This window comes from Streptomyces sp. NPDC104202, assembly GCF_055584185.1.
The window spans coordinates 1-14,858 of sequence record NZ_JBVJMN010000102.1 but is presented as its reverse complement, the minus strand read 5'-3'; the positions used below and the strand labels follow the sequence as shown (position 1 = coordinate 14,858).

The 14,858-nt window shown below is 74.6% G+C and carries 10 protein-coding genes; 6 read left to right on the top strand and 4 right to left on the bottom strand.

Translation table 11 applies throughout. The annotated features are described in order from the left end of the window. Positions 1–558 precede the first annotated feature (558 nt). Together ACZ60W_RS36185 and ptsP are read left to right on the top strand one after the other, a co-directional pair. Positions 559–1,008, top strand: coding sequence for a PTS sugar transporter subunit IIA (locus tag ACZ60W_RS36185; RefSeq protein ID WP_469759651.1), 450 nt, complete (start codon positions 559–561; stop codon positions 1,006–1,008). Between the two features lie 80 nt (positions 1,009–1,088). Then, a complete protein-coding gene (gene ptsP, locus ACZ60W_RS36180; protein ID WP_469759650.1) occupies positions 1,089–2,759 on the top strand; it encodes a phosphoenolpyruvate--protein phosphotransferase in 1,671 nt (556 codons plus the stop codon). Between the two features lie 78 nt (positions 2,760–2,837). On the opposite strand, the gene ACZ60W_RS36175 is transcribed toward ptsP, so the two are convergent. Together ACZ60W_RS36175 and ACZ60W_RS36170 are read right to left on the bottom strand one after the other, a co-directional pair. Next, positions 2,838–3,728 carry a hypothetical protein gene (locus ACZ60W_RS36175; RefSeq protein WP_469759649.1) on the bottom strand — a complete coding sequence of 297 codons (891 nt, stop codon included), beginning with the start codon at positions 3,726–3,728 and terminating at the stop codon, positions 2,838–2,840. 23 nt (positions 3,729–3,751) lie between these two features. Continuing rightward, on the bottom strand, positions 3,752–5,044 hold the full coding sequence (locus ACZ60W_RS36170; protein ID WP_469759648.1) for an MFS transporter: 1,293 nt from the start codon (positions 5,042–5,044) through the stop codon (positions 3,752–3,754). A gap of 45 nt (positions 5,045–5,089) precedes the next feature. On the opposite strand from ACZ60W_RS36170, the gene ACZ60W_RS36165 reads away from it, so the two are divergent. Continuing rightward, entirely contained in the window at positions 5,090–6,409 is a 1,320-nt protein-coding gene (locus ACZ60W_RS36165; protein WP_469759647.1) for an aminotransferase class I/II-fold pyridoxal phosphate-dependent enzyme, read from the top strand. Positions 6,410–6,474: 65 nt separating this feature from the next. Here the strand turns inward: ACZ60W_RS36165 and ACZ60W_RS36160 are convergent, their stop codons facing one another. Beyond that, complete coding sequence (locus ACZ60W_RS36160) at positions 6,475–8,130, bottom strand: serine protease (RefSeq protein WP_469759646.1); 1,656 nt, start codon at positions 8,128–8,130, stop codon at positions 6,475–6,477. A 121-nt stretch (positions 8,131–8,251) separates the two neighbouring features. On the opposite strand from ACZ60W_RS36160, the gene ACZ60W_RS36155 reads away from it, so the two are divergent. Further along, a complete protein-coding gene (locus ACZ60W_RS36155; protein WP_469759645.1) occupies positions 8,252–8,971 on the top strand; it encodes an RNA polymerase sigma factor in 720 nt (239 codons plus the stop codon). Further along, on the top strand, positions 8,968–10,065 hold the full coding sequence (locus tag ACZ60W_RS36150; RefSeq protein WP_469759644.1) for a CU044_5270 family protein: 1,098 nt from the start codon (positions 8,968–8,970) through the stop codon (positions 10,063–10,065). Before ACZ60W_RS36155 ends, ACZ60W_RS36150 begins: the two co-directional genes overlap by 4 nt. Before the next feature lie 60 nt (positions 10,066–10,125). On the opposite strand, the gene ACZ60W_RS36145 is transcribed toward ACZ60W_RS36150, so the two are convergent. Next, positions 10,126–12,096: an acetoacetate--CoA ligase gene (locus ACZ60W_RS36145; RefSeq protein ID WP_469759643.1), complete on the bottom strand. Its 1,971-nt coding sequence runs from the start codon at positions 12,094–12,096 to the stop codon at positions 10,126–10,128. Between the two features lie 215 nt (positions 12,097–12,311). Here ACZ60W_RS36145 and ACZ60W_RS36140 point away from each other — a divergent pair, with 215 nt between their 5' ends. Continuing rightward, positions 12,312–14,744, top strand: a complete 2,433-nt coding sequence (locus ACZ60W_RS36140) for a glycoside hydrolase family 31 protein (protein ID WP_469759642.1) — start codon at positions 12,312–12,314, stop codon at positions 14,742–14,744. The last annotated feature ends 114 nt before the right edge of the window (positions 14,745–14,858 follow it).

Sequence of the window (14,858 nt, the reverse complement as noted above, 5' to 3'; positions counted from 1 at the left end):
AAGGAACCTCGCCATCCGAAGATGGACGGGGTATCAACTAATCTGGCGTTGATTTTTGGCACGCTGTTGAGTTCTCAAGGAACGGACGCTTCCTTTGTACTCACCCTCTCGGGCTTTCCTCCGGGCTTTCCCTTCGGTATTTCGTGTTTCCAGCCTAGCAGATCCGTTTTTGCGTTTCTGCCACCCGCTGGACCGGGTTACCAGGGCAGGAATTCACTTTCGTGTTTCCGTTCCCGGCGGGGTCAAACATTACCAGGCTTTCTCGGTCCCCCTGACCAACCCCTCCGCGAGCATGCAGAGGTGTAGACCACTGGGGTTAGGATCTGGCTTGATAGGTGCTGCCGACCCGCGACTCAAGGCCGCGTTGGGGTCAGGCAGGAGTACGACAGTACATCCCACCGTCAGTAGAGGCAAATCGTCGCTGGTGGTCCCTAGCTCCGCCCAACTGGTACGTCTCGTGCGGAACTAGGACTTCCCATGACATACGCTTCAGAACAGTACGCCGTCCAGGACAGGTAGTGACGGCGCCACACAATCTCCGCCCCTGGGAGGCTTCCCATGACAACCGTGACGTCGCCGCTTGTTGGACGCGCCATCGGTCTCGCCGCAGTTCCCGACCCGGTCTTCTCCGGTGCGATGGTCGGGCCCGGTACCGCCATCGATCCCGTACGTGAGCCCTCGGAGGCGGTGTCCCCCATCGACGGGGTCGTCGTCTCCATGCACCCGCACGCCTTCGTCGTCGTCGACGGCGAGGGACACGGTGTGCTCACGCACCTGGGCATCGACACCGTCCAGCTCAACGGGCAGGGCTTCGAGCTGCTCGTGAACAAGGGTGACACCGTGACGCGCGGACAGGCCGTCGTGCGCTGGAACCCCGCCGAGGTCGAGGCCGCCGGCAAGTCCCCCATCTGTCCCATCGTGGCCCTGGAGGCCACCGCGGACTCGCTCCACGACGTCGTCGAGGACGGCGACGTGAAGACCGGCGACCAGCTCTTCGGCTGGAACTGAGCCGGATCGTCCTCGTGACGACCGCGAGTTCGACATTCAACGCGGCGGCCGGGGCCGCCGCTCAATCGGAGACGGGTGAGATGGAGACAACGCTGCGAGGCGTCGGCGTCAGCCACGGAGTGGCGATCGGCGAGGTCCGGCACATGGGCACGGCGGTCCTGGAACCGCCGGCCAAGCAGATTCCGGCCGAGGAGGCGGAGCGCGAACAGGGGCGCGCCCACCAGGCCGTGGAGGCTGTGGCCGCGGACCTCAACGCCCGGGGCAACCTCGCCGGCGGCGAGGCCCAGGCGGTGCTGGAGGCCCAGGCGATGATCGCCCAGGACCCGGAGCTCATCGCCGACGTGGACCGCCGGATCGCTGTCGGCAGCACGGCCGAGCGGGGTATCTACGACGCCTTCTCGCACTACCGCGAGCTGCTGGCCGGTGCGGGCGAGTACATGGCCGGGCGGGTCGCGGACCTCGACGACGTGCGGAACCGGATCGTGGCGCGTCTGCTCGGCGTGCCGATGCCGGGGGTTCCGGACAGCGACGAGCCGTACGTGCTGATCGCGCGGGACCTGGCTCCGGCCGACACGGCACTGCTGGACCCGGCGCTGGTGCTGGGCTTCGTGACCGAGGAGGGCGGGCCGACCAGCCACAGCGCCATCCTGGCGCGGGCGCTCGGTGTGCCGGCGATCGTGGCGCTGCCGGGGGCGGGTGAGCTGGCCGAGGGCACGCTCATCGCCGTCGACGGTTCCACCGGCGAGCTCTTCGTGGATCCGAGCGAGGAGAAGAAGGCGGAGCTGACCGAGGCCGCTGCCGCGCGGAAGGCCGCGCTGGCCACGTCCAGTGGTCCGGGTGCGACGTCCGACGGGCACAAGGTGCCGCTGCTCGCCAACGTCGGCGGTCCCGCCGACGTTCCGGCGGCGGTGGAGGCCGGTGCCGAGGGCGTCGGTCTGTTCCGTACGGAGTTCCTCTTCCTGGACGACAGCAAGAAGGCGCCGTCCGAGGAGAAGCAGGTCGAGGCGTACCGCAAGGTGCTGGAAGCGTTCCCCGAGGGCCGTGTGGTCGTGCGGGTGCTCGACGCCGGCGCGGACAAGCCGCTGGACTTCCTGACCCCGGCGGACGAGCCGAACCCGGCGCTCGGTGTGCGGGGTCTGCGGTCGCTGCTGGACCACCCGGACGTGCTGCGGACGCAGCTGACCGCGCTGGCGAAGGCGGTCGAGGGTCTGCCGGTCTACCTCGAGGTCATGGCGCCGATGGTGGCCGACCGTACGGACGCGAAGGCGTTCGCCGACGCGTGCCGTGAGGCGGGGCTGCGGGCGAAGTTCGGTGCGATGGTCGAGATTCCCTCGGCCGCGCTGCGGGCGCGCTCGATCCTGCAGGAGGTGGAGTTCCTGTCGCTGGGCACCAACGACCTGGCGCAGTACACCTTCGCGGCGGACCGTCAGGTCGGTGCGGTGTCCCGGCTCCAGGACCCGTGGCAGCCGGCGCTGCTCGACCTGGTGGCGCTGTCCGCCGAGGCGGCCAAGGCCGAGGGCAAGAGCTGTGGTGTCTGTGGCGAGGCCGCCTCGGATCCGCTGCTCGCGTGTGTGCTGACAGGTCTGGGGGTCACCTCGCTCTCCATGGGTGCGGCGTCCATTCCCTATGTGCGCGCGACGCTGGCGAAGTACACGCTGGCCCAGTGCGAGCGGGCCGCGGCCGCGGCGCGTGCGGCGGACACGGCGCACGACGCGCGGATGGCCGCGCAGGCGGTGCTGTCCGGGGAGTGATCCCGGGGGTACGTCGTTGATCGAAGGGGCTTTCCGTCACGTGGGTGGCGGGAGGCCCCTTCGGCGTACCGGGGCGGGTCAGCGGTGGAGGGGGTGGTCGTCGTCGGGGTCGGGGGCGAGGGTGAGTCCGGCGCGGTAGTCGACGCCGGGTTCCGGGGCGAGGGGTTCTCCGGTCCGGGCGTCGGTGCAGTAGGCGGCGAAGACCTCGGCCTCGGTGAGGGGGGTGAGGGTGCCGCGGTGGAGGCGCCAGCCGTGGAGGCGGTCGCGGGCGCCGGGGGCGGTGGTGCGCAGGACGAGTCCGGCGGCTGCGCCGAGGGCGATGCCGGCGGCGAGGACGGCGGTGAACTCGGTGGCGGCGCCGTCGTCGGGGCGGGTGGTGCCGTGGGCGTGGAGGACGGCGAGGAGATGTTCGTCGGCCGCGGGGACGCTGCAGACGAGGTGGTGGGTGCCGGGTCCGGCGGCTTCGAGAAGTCGTCGCAGCATGCGGTCGGCGCGGTCGAAGGAGACGGGGCCGATGTCCTCGCCGCAGGTGGCGCAGGTGCCGGCGGTCGCGAGGACGGTGGTGGCGAACTCCCACGTGGCGTGGCGGACGGCGGTGTCGACCAGTTCGGGGAGGAGGGTGGCGAGGGGTTGCCCGGTATAGGTGACGCGGGCGCCGGTGGCGGCGAGGTGGGCGGTGAAGCGGCCGCGGGTGGTGGGGTCGTCGGGGTCGAGGGCCGTCTCGGCGCACCAGGCCGCGTACTCGTCGGGGTCGAAGAGGGTGACGGTGGTGTGGCCGCCCTGCCGGGCGAGGGTCTTGAGGAGGGCTTCCACCTGCTGGAGGTAGAGGGCGTGGTCGTCGAAGAGGAAGCTGCGGTAGCGGCGCATGGCGCCGAAGTCGTGCTCGTCGGCGAGGAGTCCGACGGTGGTGGGCATCTCGCGGCGCAGGGCGCGGCGGAGGCGTGTCGTGGTGGTGGCGGCGCTGGTCATGTCTCCCCCTGGTGATGCTCCGATCAGTGCTCACTCACCGTAACCTTGGCCACTGACAGTGACGGCTCGGTGAGGCGTCGGCGGACCAGTCGGTTCTGGGCGGCGCAGGTGGCGACGAGGGCGGCGCCGAGGAAGGGCCAGGCGAGGGGGCCGGCGGAGACGAGGGCGGTCATGACGAGCGGGCCCGCGAAGCGCTGGGTGGACTGGGCGAGGCCGTGGACCCCGAGATAGGCGCCCTGGGCGTCGTCGGGCGCGAGCGCGATGGAGATCTCCCAGGAGGCGATGGTGTGGATCATCTCCGCGAAGGTGAGGGCGACGGCGGCGGTGACCAGGGCGGTGATGGCCAGGGTCCGGTCGCCGAGCGGGGAGACGGCGAGGCCGAGCGTGCCGACGCCGAAGAGGACGGCGAGGGGGGTGAAGAGGCGGCGGGCGGCTTCGGTGGTGCCGCCGAAGCGGGAGAGGGGGACCTGGAAGGCCACGACGAGGGCGCTGTTGATGACCATCAGGAGCGGTGCGAGGCCGACGGGGGCGTCGGTGGCGTGGACGATCCAGAGCGGCAGGGCGACCTGGAGGACGGAGTCGTGGAGGAAGAAGACGGACTCCCCCGCGGTGAAGGCCAGGAACCCGCGGTCGCGCCAGGGGCTGGAGGGCCTGCTCCGGGGCGGCGTGTCGGTGGAGGCGGCGGCGACGCGGGACGTGGCGGGGGCGGGGGCGGGGGGTTCGGAGCAGCGGAGGGTGAGGGCGGCCATCAGGAGGTAGGACAGGGCGTCGCCGACGAGGAGGAGCTGGAAGGCGGTGGTGGAGCCGACGGCGAGGGCGGCCGCGGCGCCGAGGCCGCCGAGGGTCCAGCCGATGTTGGAGGTGGTGCGGTTGATGGCCTGGTAGCGGACGCGGTCGGGGCCGGCGATGCGGGCGGCGTACAGCTTGGTGAGGACGTTGGTGGCGCGGTCGGGGAGGGCGCCGGCGGCGGAGAAGAGGACGAGGAGCAGGTAGTCGTCGGTGGTGAGGAGGGCGAGGAGGGCGGCGGCGCGCAGCAGTTGGGTGCAGACGATGACGCGGACGAGGGGGAAGCGGTCGGCGAGCCGGCCGCCGAGGGGGGCGCCCGCGATGCCCGCCGCGCCGGAGAGGGCGATGAGGAGGCCGACCTGCCCGAGGCCGAGGCCGGTGACGTAGGTGAAGTAGAGGGCCATGGCCGTGGACCAGAGCCCGGTGCCGCACTTGTCGATGAAGCCGACGAGGAGCATGCGGCGGCCGTCGCGGCCTCCGGGGATGCGGTCCCGGAAGGGTGGGCGGGGCGGGTGGGTGGTGCGGCTCATGGGTCCCCCTTGCGCGTTCTTTTGTATTGATACATAATTGCTTACGTGGCAGCACAATATTCGATCGAGGGCATGACAGCCAAGGGGATCGCCGCGTCCGTCGAACGCGGCGTGGCCGAGGGAGGGCTCGCGCCGGGCGACGCCCTGCCTCCCGTGCGGCGCCTCGCCGACACCCTGGGCGTGAGTCCGGGGACGGTGGCGACGGCGTACAAGGAACTGCGGCAACGGGGACTGATCGTCACCCGCGGCCGGGGCGGCACGGTGGTGGCCGAGATGCCGTCGGTGGCGTCCCGCCGGCCGCCGCGCGTTCCGGCCGGGCTCGTGGACCTGGCCGGCGGACATCCGGACCCGGCGTTCCTGCCCGTCCTGCGGCCGCCGTCGGCCGTCAGCCCGGTGTACGGCTCCCACCGCGCGGCCCCGCGCCTGCCGGTCCTGGAGCAGCTGACCCGGGAGTGGTTCTCGCGGGACGGCGTACCGGCGGAGCACGTGACGTTCGCGCACGGGGCGCTGGACTGCATCGCGCGGCTCCTGTCGACGGAGCTGCGGCCCGGCGACGCGGTGGCCGTGGAGGATCCCGGCTTCCACCACCTGCTCGACCTGGTGCCGGCCCTCGGGCTGCGGATGGTCCCGGTGGCGGTGGACGGCGAGGGGCTGGTGCCGGACGCGCTGCGGGCGGCGCTGCGGGCCGGGGTCCGCGCGGTGGTGTGCAGCCCCCGCGGCCAGTGTCCGACCGGGGCCTTCTTCACCCGGTCGCGGCGGGACGAACTCGTCTCCGTACTGAGGGAGTTCCCCGAGGTGCTCGTCGTCGAGGACGACCACAACGCCGAGGTCGGCGGAGCCGCGGCGCACACGCTCGCGGCGGCGGGGCTCGACCGCTGGGCCCAGGTACGGACCGTGTCGAAGCACCTCGGGATCGATCTGCGGTGGGCCGGGGTCGCGTGCGACGCGGTCACGACCGCGCGGCACGACGGGCGGATGCTGATGACCTCCGGCTGGGTCAGCCACGTGCTCCAGGAGACCGTCGCCGGGATGTTCGCCGACCCCGAGGTGGGCGAGCTGGTGGCGGCGGGCGAGGCGGCGTACGCGGAACGGCGTGCGGCGCTGGTCGGCGCGCTCGGCACGCGCGGGATCCGTGCCGTCGGGGCGAGCGGGCTGAACGTGTGGGTGCCCGTGCGCGACGAGTCGGCGGTGGTGAACGGGCTCCGGACACTGGGCTGGTGGGTCGCCGCGGGGGCCCGCTTCCGGATCGCCGCTCCCCCGGCGGTGCGGATCACGACGGCGACGCTGGCGCCGGAGGACGCGGTGCGGCTCGCGGCGGACTTCGCCGAGGTGCTGGGAGACACGCAGGCCACGTACGGGGGGTGACGCACGGATGCTCCGGGACGGCGGTGGCCTTTCCGGAGCGTCCGTGGGGACGGGCGGGGTGCGGGTCAGCGGGTCCGGTAGGCGTTGCGCTGGGTCTGGGTGAGCGTGTTGCCGTCCGCGTCGGTGAGTTCGGCGCGGAGGGAGACGGTGCGGCCCGGCCCCGGGGTGCGGAAGCCCGCCGCGCCGTCGAGGACGGGGACGCGGGTCCAGGTCGCGCCGTCGTCGGTGGACACGGAGACGGCGAGCGAGCGGATGCCGGTCGCGGCGGCCGCGCCCTGCACGATGACCGGCACGCGGACCGCGGTGCCGGCGGGCGCGGTGCCGTCGAGGCCGAGGGCCGGGGCGAACCGGACGGTGCTGAGCGGAAGCGCGGTGGGGCCGGAGGTACGGGCGGAGACGAAGGTCCAGGAGGCGGTGACACGTCCGCCGGCCGCCGGGCCGTCGCCGTGGGTCGCGGTGGCCGTGAGCCGGTACACGGCCCGGCCGGACGGGGCGGTGAACCGGGCGCGGCCCGGGTCGCCGTGCCGGGTGCCGATCAGGACCCCGTCGCGGTGGAGCGTGGTCGTGGCGCCGTGGAAGCGGGGCGCGCTCGGGGCGTGGCCGTCGCCGTCGGCGAGCAGCGGGACGTCGAGGGCGAGGGCGTCGCCGTCGCGGACTCCCGCCGGGCGGGCGCCGGGCGCGGTGTCGAGGGCGGGGCCGAAGACGGCGTTGCCGAAGGTGTGGGTGGTGGTGGCACCCGCGCGGACCGCGAACCCGCTCGCGGTGTACCGGTTGGGCGGGGTCTCGGGTGCGGACGGACCGGAGTACTCGGCGTCCCACCGGCCGCGCTCGGGGGTCACGAGGACGGTCGCCGTGCCGGGCTGCCGCAGGGGCTGGACGAGGCCGACCGTGGGACCGGCGCTGGGCTGGACGGCGACGAAGCCGGTGGCGGGCACCCCGTCGGGGGCGGCCGCGCGGATCCTGACGGTGGCCAGGTCGCCGTCGGCGGGGTGCCGGACGAGGCCGGTCAGGGCGCGGTCGGCGGTGAAGGTGTAGCCGAGGGCGTAGTCGACGCTCGCGCCGGACCAGTAGGTGTCGAACCACTCCCTGACCGAGCCGGTCTCGGCGGCGGGGCCGAGGTGGGCCACGCGCAGCCCCTCGCGCGCGGTCATGACGTTCGCGGAGCGGGTGCGGCCCTCGTGGGTGACCTCGACGAAGCCGAGACTGTTCAGGTAGCGCGCGCCCGCCTCCGCCGGACGGACGTCCACCGGTGCGGTCGTCCGGGCGTCGACGGTGACGGTGGTGTCGCCGTCCAGGTCCAGGCGGGGCTGGACGATCCAGTCGGTTCCGGCGGCCGGGTCGGCGCCGTACAGCGTGGAGTCGAGCAGGTAGCGGCCCCGGGGCAGACGGACGGTGACGGTGCCGCCGGCGTCGTAGGGCGCGGCCTCCTCCGCGGCGCCGGGTCCGGAGATCCCGGTGACGTGGGTGAGGTAGCCGCCGGTGGTGGCGCCCGTGCGGTCCAGGTGCCGGATCGTCAGGGTGTAGGTCTCGGGGGCGGGTTCGGCGGCCGTGGCCGGGGAGAATCCCGAGAGGGTGGTGCCGGCGAGGACTCCGGCGAGGGCCAGGCTCCGCAGGACCGTGCGGCGGCTCGCGGGGCCGGCCGGGCCGGTGGCGGCCGTGTCGGTGGCCGGGGAGGCGGCCGGGGCGGCGGCCGGGGCGTGGGGTGTCGAGGAAACGTTCATGTCCAGCACTGCCTTTGACGGCCGGGGCGTTCCCGTGACCTGGGCCACACCCACCGCCGATGTGCTCCAGGTCACGGGAACCCGCACGAACCGGCGGCCAGTGCCAGATGTGGAATCACCTATGAGAGATCGTTTCCGGGCCGGGGACCCCTCGGCGCTCGGCGAGGCGTACGACGAGCACGCACGCGTGCTGTACCACTACGCCTACCGGGTGTGCGGCGACCGTACGGCCGCCGAGGACGTCGTCTCCGCCTCGTTCCTGGAGGCCTGGAGGTGTCGCGGGAGGGTGCACGCCGACGGCGGGAGCCTCCGTCCGTGGCTGCTCGGGATCGCGACCAACATCATGCGCGGGGCCGCCCGTGAGGCGCGGCGCCGCGACGCGGCGCTGGCGAGGCTCCCCGAGCGGGGCGTCCTGCCCGACTTCGCCGACGACCTCCTCGACCGGATGCAGGACGGGGAGCAGCTGCGGGCCGCCCGCGTCGCCCTCGGGCGGCTCCGGCGGCGCGAGCGCGAGGTCTTCACCCTGGTGGTCTGGGCGGGCCTCGACTACGCCGCCGCCGGGGAGGCGCTCGGCGTCCCCGTCGGCACCGTGCGCTCCCGGCTGTCCCGTGCCCGTGAGCGGCTCCGCAAGCTGGCGGACGCAGAACTCCGCGCCGCGCGACGGCGGGGGCGGTCCGGGTCCGCCGCGCGCGACGGCGGACGGGCAGCGAGCGAGCAGCACGAAGCCGGGGCCTGGCCCGGTCCGTCCGCCGGGGCGGGATCCGCGCCCGCGCCCCTCGTCGGCTCGGATGCCGGCGCCGTCCGTTCGACCGTCCGAGAGACCACGGAGAACCCGTCATGAACGCCTTCGCCCCTCACCCGCCGCGGGCCGGTGCCGACGACCCGCTGCGCGCCGAACTCGCCGAGCTGCTGCCTGCGCCTCCCGTGCCCGAGCTGACGGCCGAACGGAGCAGGCAGCTGCGGTACGACGTCCTGCGCGGCGCGCTCGGCGCCGGGGACGGAGCGGCGGCGGCCCGTCCGGGCGGACGTACGCGCGCGCCCCGCCGGAGGGCGCGTGCCGGATGGCTCGCCGCGCCCGCCGTCGCCTGCGCGGTGGTCGCCGGTGTCGTCGTCCTGGCTCCCGGGGAGCCGCCTGCCGGGACTCCCGGGCGGGTGTCGGTGGGCCGTCCGGCCTCGCCCGACGCGGTGCGTGTGCTGTCCGGCGCTGCGCTGGCCGCGGCCGCCGCCCCCGTGCCGGACGTCGGGCCCGACGCGTACGTGTACGTGCGGAGCCTCGTCGCGTTCGCGGGGCGCTCGGCTGACGGGGGGCCGGCCGTGCTGCCGCCCGCGCACCGGCGCGAGGTGTGGCTCTCCGCCGACGGCGGCCGGCCGGGGCTGCTGCGGGAGGCCGGGGCCTCCGACACGCCCCTGGGCGGGGCCGAGCCGCCGGTGTACGAGCTGGACCACCGCGGGGCCGCACCGCGCAGGAGCACCGCGGGGACGCGGCCCCCCTCGGTGACCGAACCGACCCACGCGTACGTGGCGACGCTGCCCACCGATCCGGAGGCGCTGCTGCGCCTGGTCCGGGAGGGCACGCGCGCGGGTGGCGGCGACACCGACCAGCGGGCCTTCACGGCGATCGGGACGCTGCTCGCGGAGACCTGGGCCCCGCCGGAGGTGACCGCCGCGCTGTACGGGGCGGCGGCGCGGATCCCCGGGGTGACCGTCCTGCCGTCGGCGACGGACGCGGCCGGGCGCGAGGGCGTCGCCGTGGCCCGCACCGCCCACGGCGAGCAGACCCAGTGGATCTTCGACCGGACGACGTCGGCGTTCCTCGGGCAGCGCACGGTGCTCACGGAGAGGACCCCGGCCGGTTCCGCCGGAACGGTCCTCGGGGTGTCCGCGGTCCTGGCCAAGGCGGCCGCCCCGGCGGCCGGGGTGGTCCCGGAGGTGTGAGCGGAACGGGCGGGGCCCGCCGATCGGACGCGATCGGCGGGCCCCGTCGTGCTCTGCGGCCTAGTTCCTGCGGTTGGCCGCGAGGGACTCGTAGAAGTGGAGGAGGCCGAGGTCGTCGACGGAGCCGGCGTTGACGGCCTTGGCGAGGGGGGTTCCCTGGAGGAGGCGCTTGACCGGGACCTCGATGCGCTTGCCCGTGAGGGTGTGCGGGACGCCGGGGACCTCGATGATCTCGTCGGGGACGTGGCGGGGGGAGAGCTCGCTGCGGATCGTGCGCTTGATGCGGTCGATCAGCTCGTCGTCGAGGGTGGCGCCGTCGACGAGGTGGACGAAGAGCGGCATCCAGTAGCCGCCGTCCGGCTCCTCCAGACCGATGACGAGGGACTCGCGGATCTCCGGGAGCCGTTCGACGGCCTCGTAGATGTCGGCGCTGCCCATCCGGACGCCCTGCCGGTTGAGGGTGGAGTCGGAGCGGCCGTGGATGACGACGGAGCCGTGGTCGGTGATGGTGATCCAGTCCCCGTGGCGCCAGGCTCCGGGGAACATCTCGAAGTAGCTGTCGCGGTAGCGGCTGCCGTCGGGGTCGTTCCAGAAGTGGATCGGCATGGACGGCATGGGGTTGGTGACGACGAGCTCGCCGACCTCGCCGACGAGGGGCTTGCCCGAGGGGTCCCAGGACTGCAGGTCGGTGCCGAGTCCGGCGGCCTGGAGCTCGCCGATGTGGACCGGCAGGGTGGGGACGGCGCCCGCGAAGCAGGAGCAGACGTCGGTGCCGCCGCTGACGGAGGCGATCCAGAGGTTCTCGCGGACCTCGTCGTGGAGCCAGCGGAAGCCGTCGGGGGGCAGCGGCGAGCCGGTGGTGGCGACGCACCGCACGGCCGAGAGGTCGAAGTCGCGTCCCGGGTGGACGTCGGCCTTGGCGCAGGCCATGACGTACGCGGCGGAGGTGCCGTACAGGGTGGCGCGGGTGCGCTCGGCGACGCGCCACTGGGCGGCGGTGTCCGGGTAGCCGGGGCTGCCGTCGTACAGGACGACGGTCGTCCCGGTGAGGAGGCCGGAGACGAGGAAGTTCCACATCATCCAGCCGGTGGAGGTGTACCAGAAGAACACGTCCTCGGGGCCCAGGTCGCAGTGCAGGCCCAGCTGCTTGACGTGCTCGACGAGGATGCCGCCCTGGGACTGGACGATCGCCTTCGGCAGGCCGGTCGTGCCGGAGGAGTACAGGACCCACAGCGGGTGCGCGAACGGCACCTGCTCGTAGACCGGCTCGGCGTCGCCGGCGACGAGGTCGTCCCAGGCCAGGGTGCCGTCGGGCGCCGGGGTGCCGAGGAGCGGGATGTGGACGACGGCGCGGAGGGTGGGGAGCTCGGCCCGCAGTTCGGCGACGGTGTCGCGGCGGTCGTGCTCCTTGCCTCCGTAGCGGTAGCCGTCCACGGTGAAGAGGACGACCGGTTCGACCTGCTGGAAGCGGTCGAGGACGCTGCGGGCGCCGAAGTCCGGGGCGCAGGAGGTCCACACGCCGCCGACGGCCGCGGTGGCGAGGAGGGCCACGACGGACTGCGGCACGTTGGGCAGGTAGCCGCTGACGCGGTCGCCGGGGCGGACGCCGAGGGCGCGCAGCTCGGCGGCGAGGGAGCCGACCTGGCGGCGGAGTTCGCCCCAGGTGGTCGGCACCGGGTCGTGTGTCTCGTCCACATGGAGGAGCGCGGTGTCGTGGGGGCGCTCGTCGGCGGCGCGCAGGGCGTGCTCGGCGTAGTTGAGGGTGGCTCCGGGGAACCAGTCGGCGCCGGGCATCGCGCGGTCCCCGATGACCCGCTCGTACGGGGTGGAGAAGCGGATGTCGAACCACTCGGCGATCGCCTGCCAGAAGGCTTCGAGCTCCTCGACGGACCAGCGGTGGAGCGCCGGGTACCCGCCGTCCGCGGGCGCGCCGTGGTGTTCGGCGGCCCATGCCTGGAAGCGGGTGACGGCGGCGGAGGCGATGCGTTCGTCGTCCGGCTGCCAGAGCGGTTCGGTCTGCGCTGATGTCATTGGGGCGGCTCCCTGGCTGTACGCGGGGTCGGCGTGTGTCCCGCGCACGTGCTGGGATGTGCGCGTGACGCGGCTGACAGGACGATGCCATGTGATCGTCTTTCGCACCAGGGCTGCCTGCCCATGGTCGGGCAGTTGAATATGTGCCCCCACCATGGGTGAACGGAAGTTGAACGAAGCCGGTATCGCCCCAGGTGGGTGGCAGGGTGATCGTCATGGACGGTCGTGGACTGGTGCGTTCGATCAAGGTGTTCGGTTCGGTGCGGGGGTGGCGGACGGTACGGGCGGGGTGGCGGCGGGAGCGCACGGACGCGTGGGGGCTTCCGGCGCGCGGGGCGGAGCGGGCCAGGGTGCCGGGGCTCGCCCTGGAGGCGGAGCCGGCGCCCGGCGGGGGGACCGTCCGGTTCGCCCGGTCCTCGCTGCGGATCTGCGTGTCGGCGGGCGGCACCGTGTTCTGGGGGTGGGACGGGGCCGGGCCGCTGCCCTCGTACGCCGTCGCGGGCGAGCCGCCCGAGGTGGACCCGCGGGCGTCGCTGGAGCCCGACACGGACGGCGGGTGGCGGATCGTGTCGGAGCGGGTGACGGTCGCGGTGTCGCGGCACGGGGCGGTGGAGGTCCGCACGCCCGGCGGGGTGATGCTGCGGCGGGATCTGCCCCCGCGCTGGTGGGAGCCGGCGGACGCGGCGGGGCACGGGGAGGGCGGGGAGGACTCCGCGGGGCGCGGGGAGGGCGGCGGCCGTGAGGGCGGCGCGGGTGCGGGGGCGCGCTGGGTGCAGCGCAGCGAGGTGCCGGCCGACTCGCGCTTCTTCGGGCTCGGCGGCCGGGCCGCGGGGCCCCGGCTGCGGGACGGCTCGTACCGGCTGTGGAACACCGACCCCAAGGGGCACTTCGGCCCGGGTGACGATCCGCTGTACCTGACCATGCCGGTGCAGTTCGTCGTCTCGGACGCCGGGACGCATCTCGTGTTCCACGACAACTCCTGGGAGGGCCGGGTCACCCTGGCCGAGGGCGAGGAGGGCGCCGGGTCGGGGCACGACCGGCCGGGGACGAGCGAGGTGCGGATGGGCGGGGGCCCGCTGCGCTGCTGGGTGGTGGTCGGCACCCCCGCGCGCGTGCTCCACGGGTGGGCGGCGCTGACGGGGGCGCCCGCGCTGCCGCCGTCCTGGGCGCTCGGTCCGCAGCACGCCCGCTGGGGCTTCGGCAGCGCGCGCGAGGTGCGGCGGGTGGTGGCCGGGTACCGGGAACGGGGGCTGCCGCTGTCCGCCGTGCACCTGGACATCGACCACTACGACGGGCACCGGGTGTTCACGGTGGACCGGGAGCGCTTCCCCGATCTGCCGGGGCTGGCGGCGGAGCTGCGGGAGCAGGGCGTGCGGCTGGTGTCGATCGTGGACCCGGCGGTGAAGGCCGAGCCGGGGAACCCGCTGTACGACGAGGGGCGGGCGGCGGGGGCGTTCGTGCGGGACGCGCGCGGACAGGAGGTCCGGGGCGAGGTGTGGCCGGGGACGTGCGCGTATCCGGACTTCACCGATCCCGCGGTGCGGGAGTGGTGGGGCGGACTGTACGAGGAGCGGCTCCGGCAGGGCTTCTCCGGGGTGTGGCACGACATGAACGAGCCGGTGTCCTTCTCGCCCTTCGGCGACCCGACGCTGCCGCGCTCGGCACGGCACGCGCTGGACGGGCGGGGCGGGGACCACCGGGAGGCGCACAACGTCTACGGCCTGACGATGGCGCGCGCCGGGTACGAGGGGCTGCGCCGGCTGCGGCCGGAGGAGCGGCCGTTCCTGTTCACGCGGTCGGGCTGGGCGGGCATGCAGCGGTACGGGGGCACCTGGTCGGGTGACGTGTCGACGGGGTGGCCGGGGCTTCGCGCCTCGCTCGCCCTGGTGCTGGGGCTCGGGCTGTGCGGGGTCCCGTACTCGGGTCCCGACGTGGGCGGTTTCGACGGCAGCCCGTCACCGGAGCTGTACCTGCGGTGGTACCAGCTGGGGGCGTGGCTCCCGCTGTTCCGCACGCACGCGGCGATCGACGCGGGGCGGCGCGAGCCGTGGGAGTTCGGTCCGGGGGTCCTGGAGCACGCGCGCGAGGTGCTGGCCGAACGGGAGCGGCTGCGGCCGTACTTCGAGACGCTGGCCAGGCTCGCCCGGATGACGGGCGCGCCGTACGTCCGGCCGGTGTGGTGGGGGACGCCGGAGGACCGGCTGCTGAGGGACTGCGAGGACGCCTTCCTGCTCGGCGACGCGCTGCTGGTGGCACCGGTGCTGACCCGGGGCGCGGACCGGCGGGCGGTGCGGCTGCCGCGCGGGCGGTGGTACGACACGGCGACGGGGCAGGCGTACGAGGGCCCGGGCCAGGTGCTGCTGGACGCGCCGCTCTCCCGGATCCCGGTCCTCGCGCGCGCGGGGTCGGTGCTTGCCGTGCGCGGGGAGGACGGCGCGCTCACCCTGGAGGTGTGGGCGCCGGCCCCGGGGCGGACCGGCGGCGGGCTCGTCGTACGGGACACGGGGGACGGCTGGGAGCCGGCCGAGATCGAGCGCTACCAGTCGCGCCTGGCCGACGGGCGGGTGGTGGTGGAGCGGGTCACGGACGACGGTGTGACGGAGGCGGGGCTCCCCGTGCGGGTGCGGGGGCTCGGCGGCCGGGACTGACGAGGGGGCGGGGACCTCTGCGGCGGGGGGGGGGGGGGGGGGGGGGGGGGGGGGGGGGGGGGGGGGGGGGGGGGGGGGGGGGGGGGGGGGGGGGGGGGGGGGGGGGGGGGGGGG

Coding starts and splice junctions, on each gene's coding strand:
- ACZ60W_RS36185 (WP_469759651.1), top strand. CDS start 559: ATGACAACCGTGACGTCGCCGCTTGTTGGACGCGCCATCGGTCTCGCC.
- ptsP (WP_469759650.1), top strand. CDS start 1,089: ATGGAGACAACGCTGCGAGGCGTCGGCGTCAGCCACGGAGTGGCGATC.
- ACZ60W_RS36175 (WP_469759649.1), bottom strand. CDS start 3,728: ATGACCAGCGCCGCCACCACCACGACACGCCTCCGCCGCGCCCTGCGC.
- ACZ60W_RS36170 (WP_469759648.1), bottom strand. CDS start 5,044: ATGAGCCGCACCACCCACCCGCCCCGCCCACCCTTCCGGGACCGCATC.
- ACZ60W_RS36160 (WP_469759646.1), bottom strand. CDS start 8,130: ATGAACGTTTCCTCGACACCCCACGCCCCGGCCGCCGCCCCGGCCGCC.
- ACZ60W_RS36155 (WP_469759645.1), top strand. CDS start 8,252: ATGAGAGATCGTTTCCGGGCCGGGGACCCCTCGGCGCTCGGCGAGGCG.
- ACZ60W_RS36150 (WP_469759644.1), top strand. CDS start 8,968: ATGAACGCCTTCGCCCCTCACCCGCCGCGGGCCGGTGCCGACGACCCG.
- ACZ60W_RS36145 (WP_469759643.1), bottom strand. CDS start 12,096: ATGACATCAGCGCAGACCGAACCGCTCTGGCAGCCGGACGACGAACGC.
- ACZ60W_RS36140 (WP_469759642.1), top strand. CDS start 12,312: ATGGACGGTCGTGGACTGGTGCGTTCGATCAAGGTGTTCGGTTCGGTG.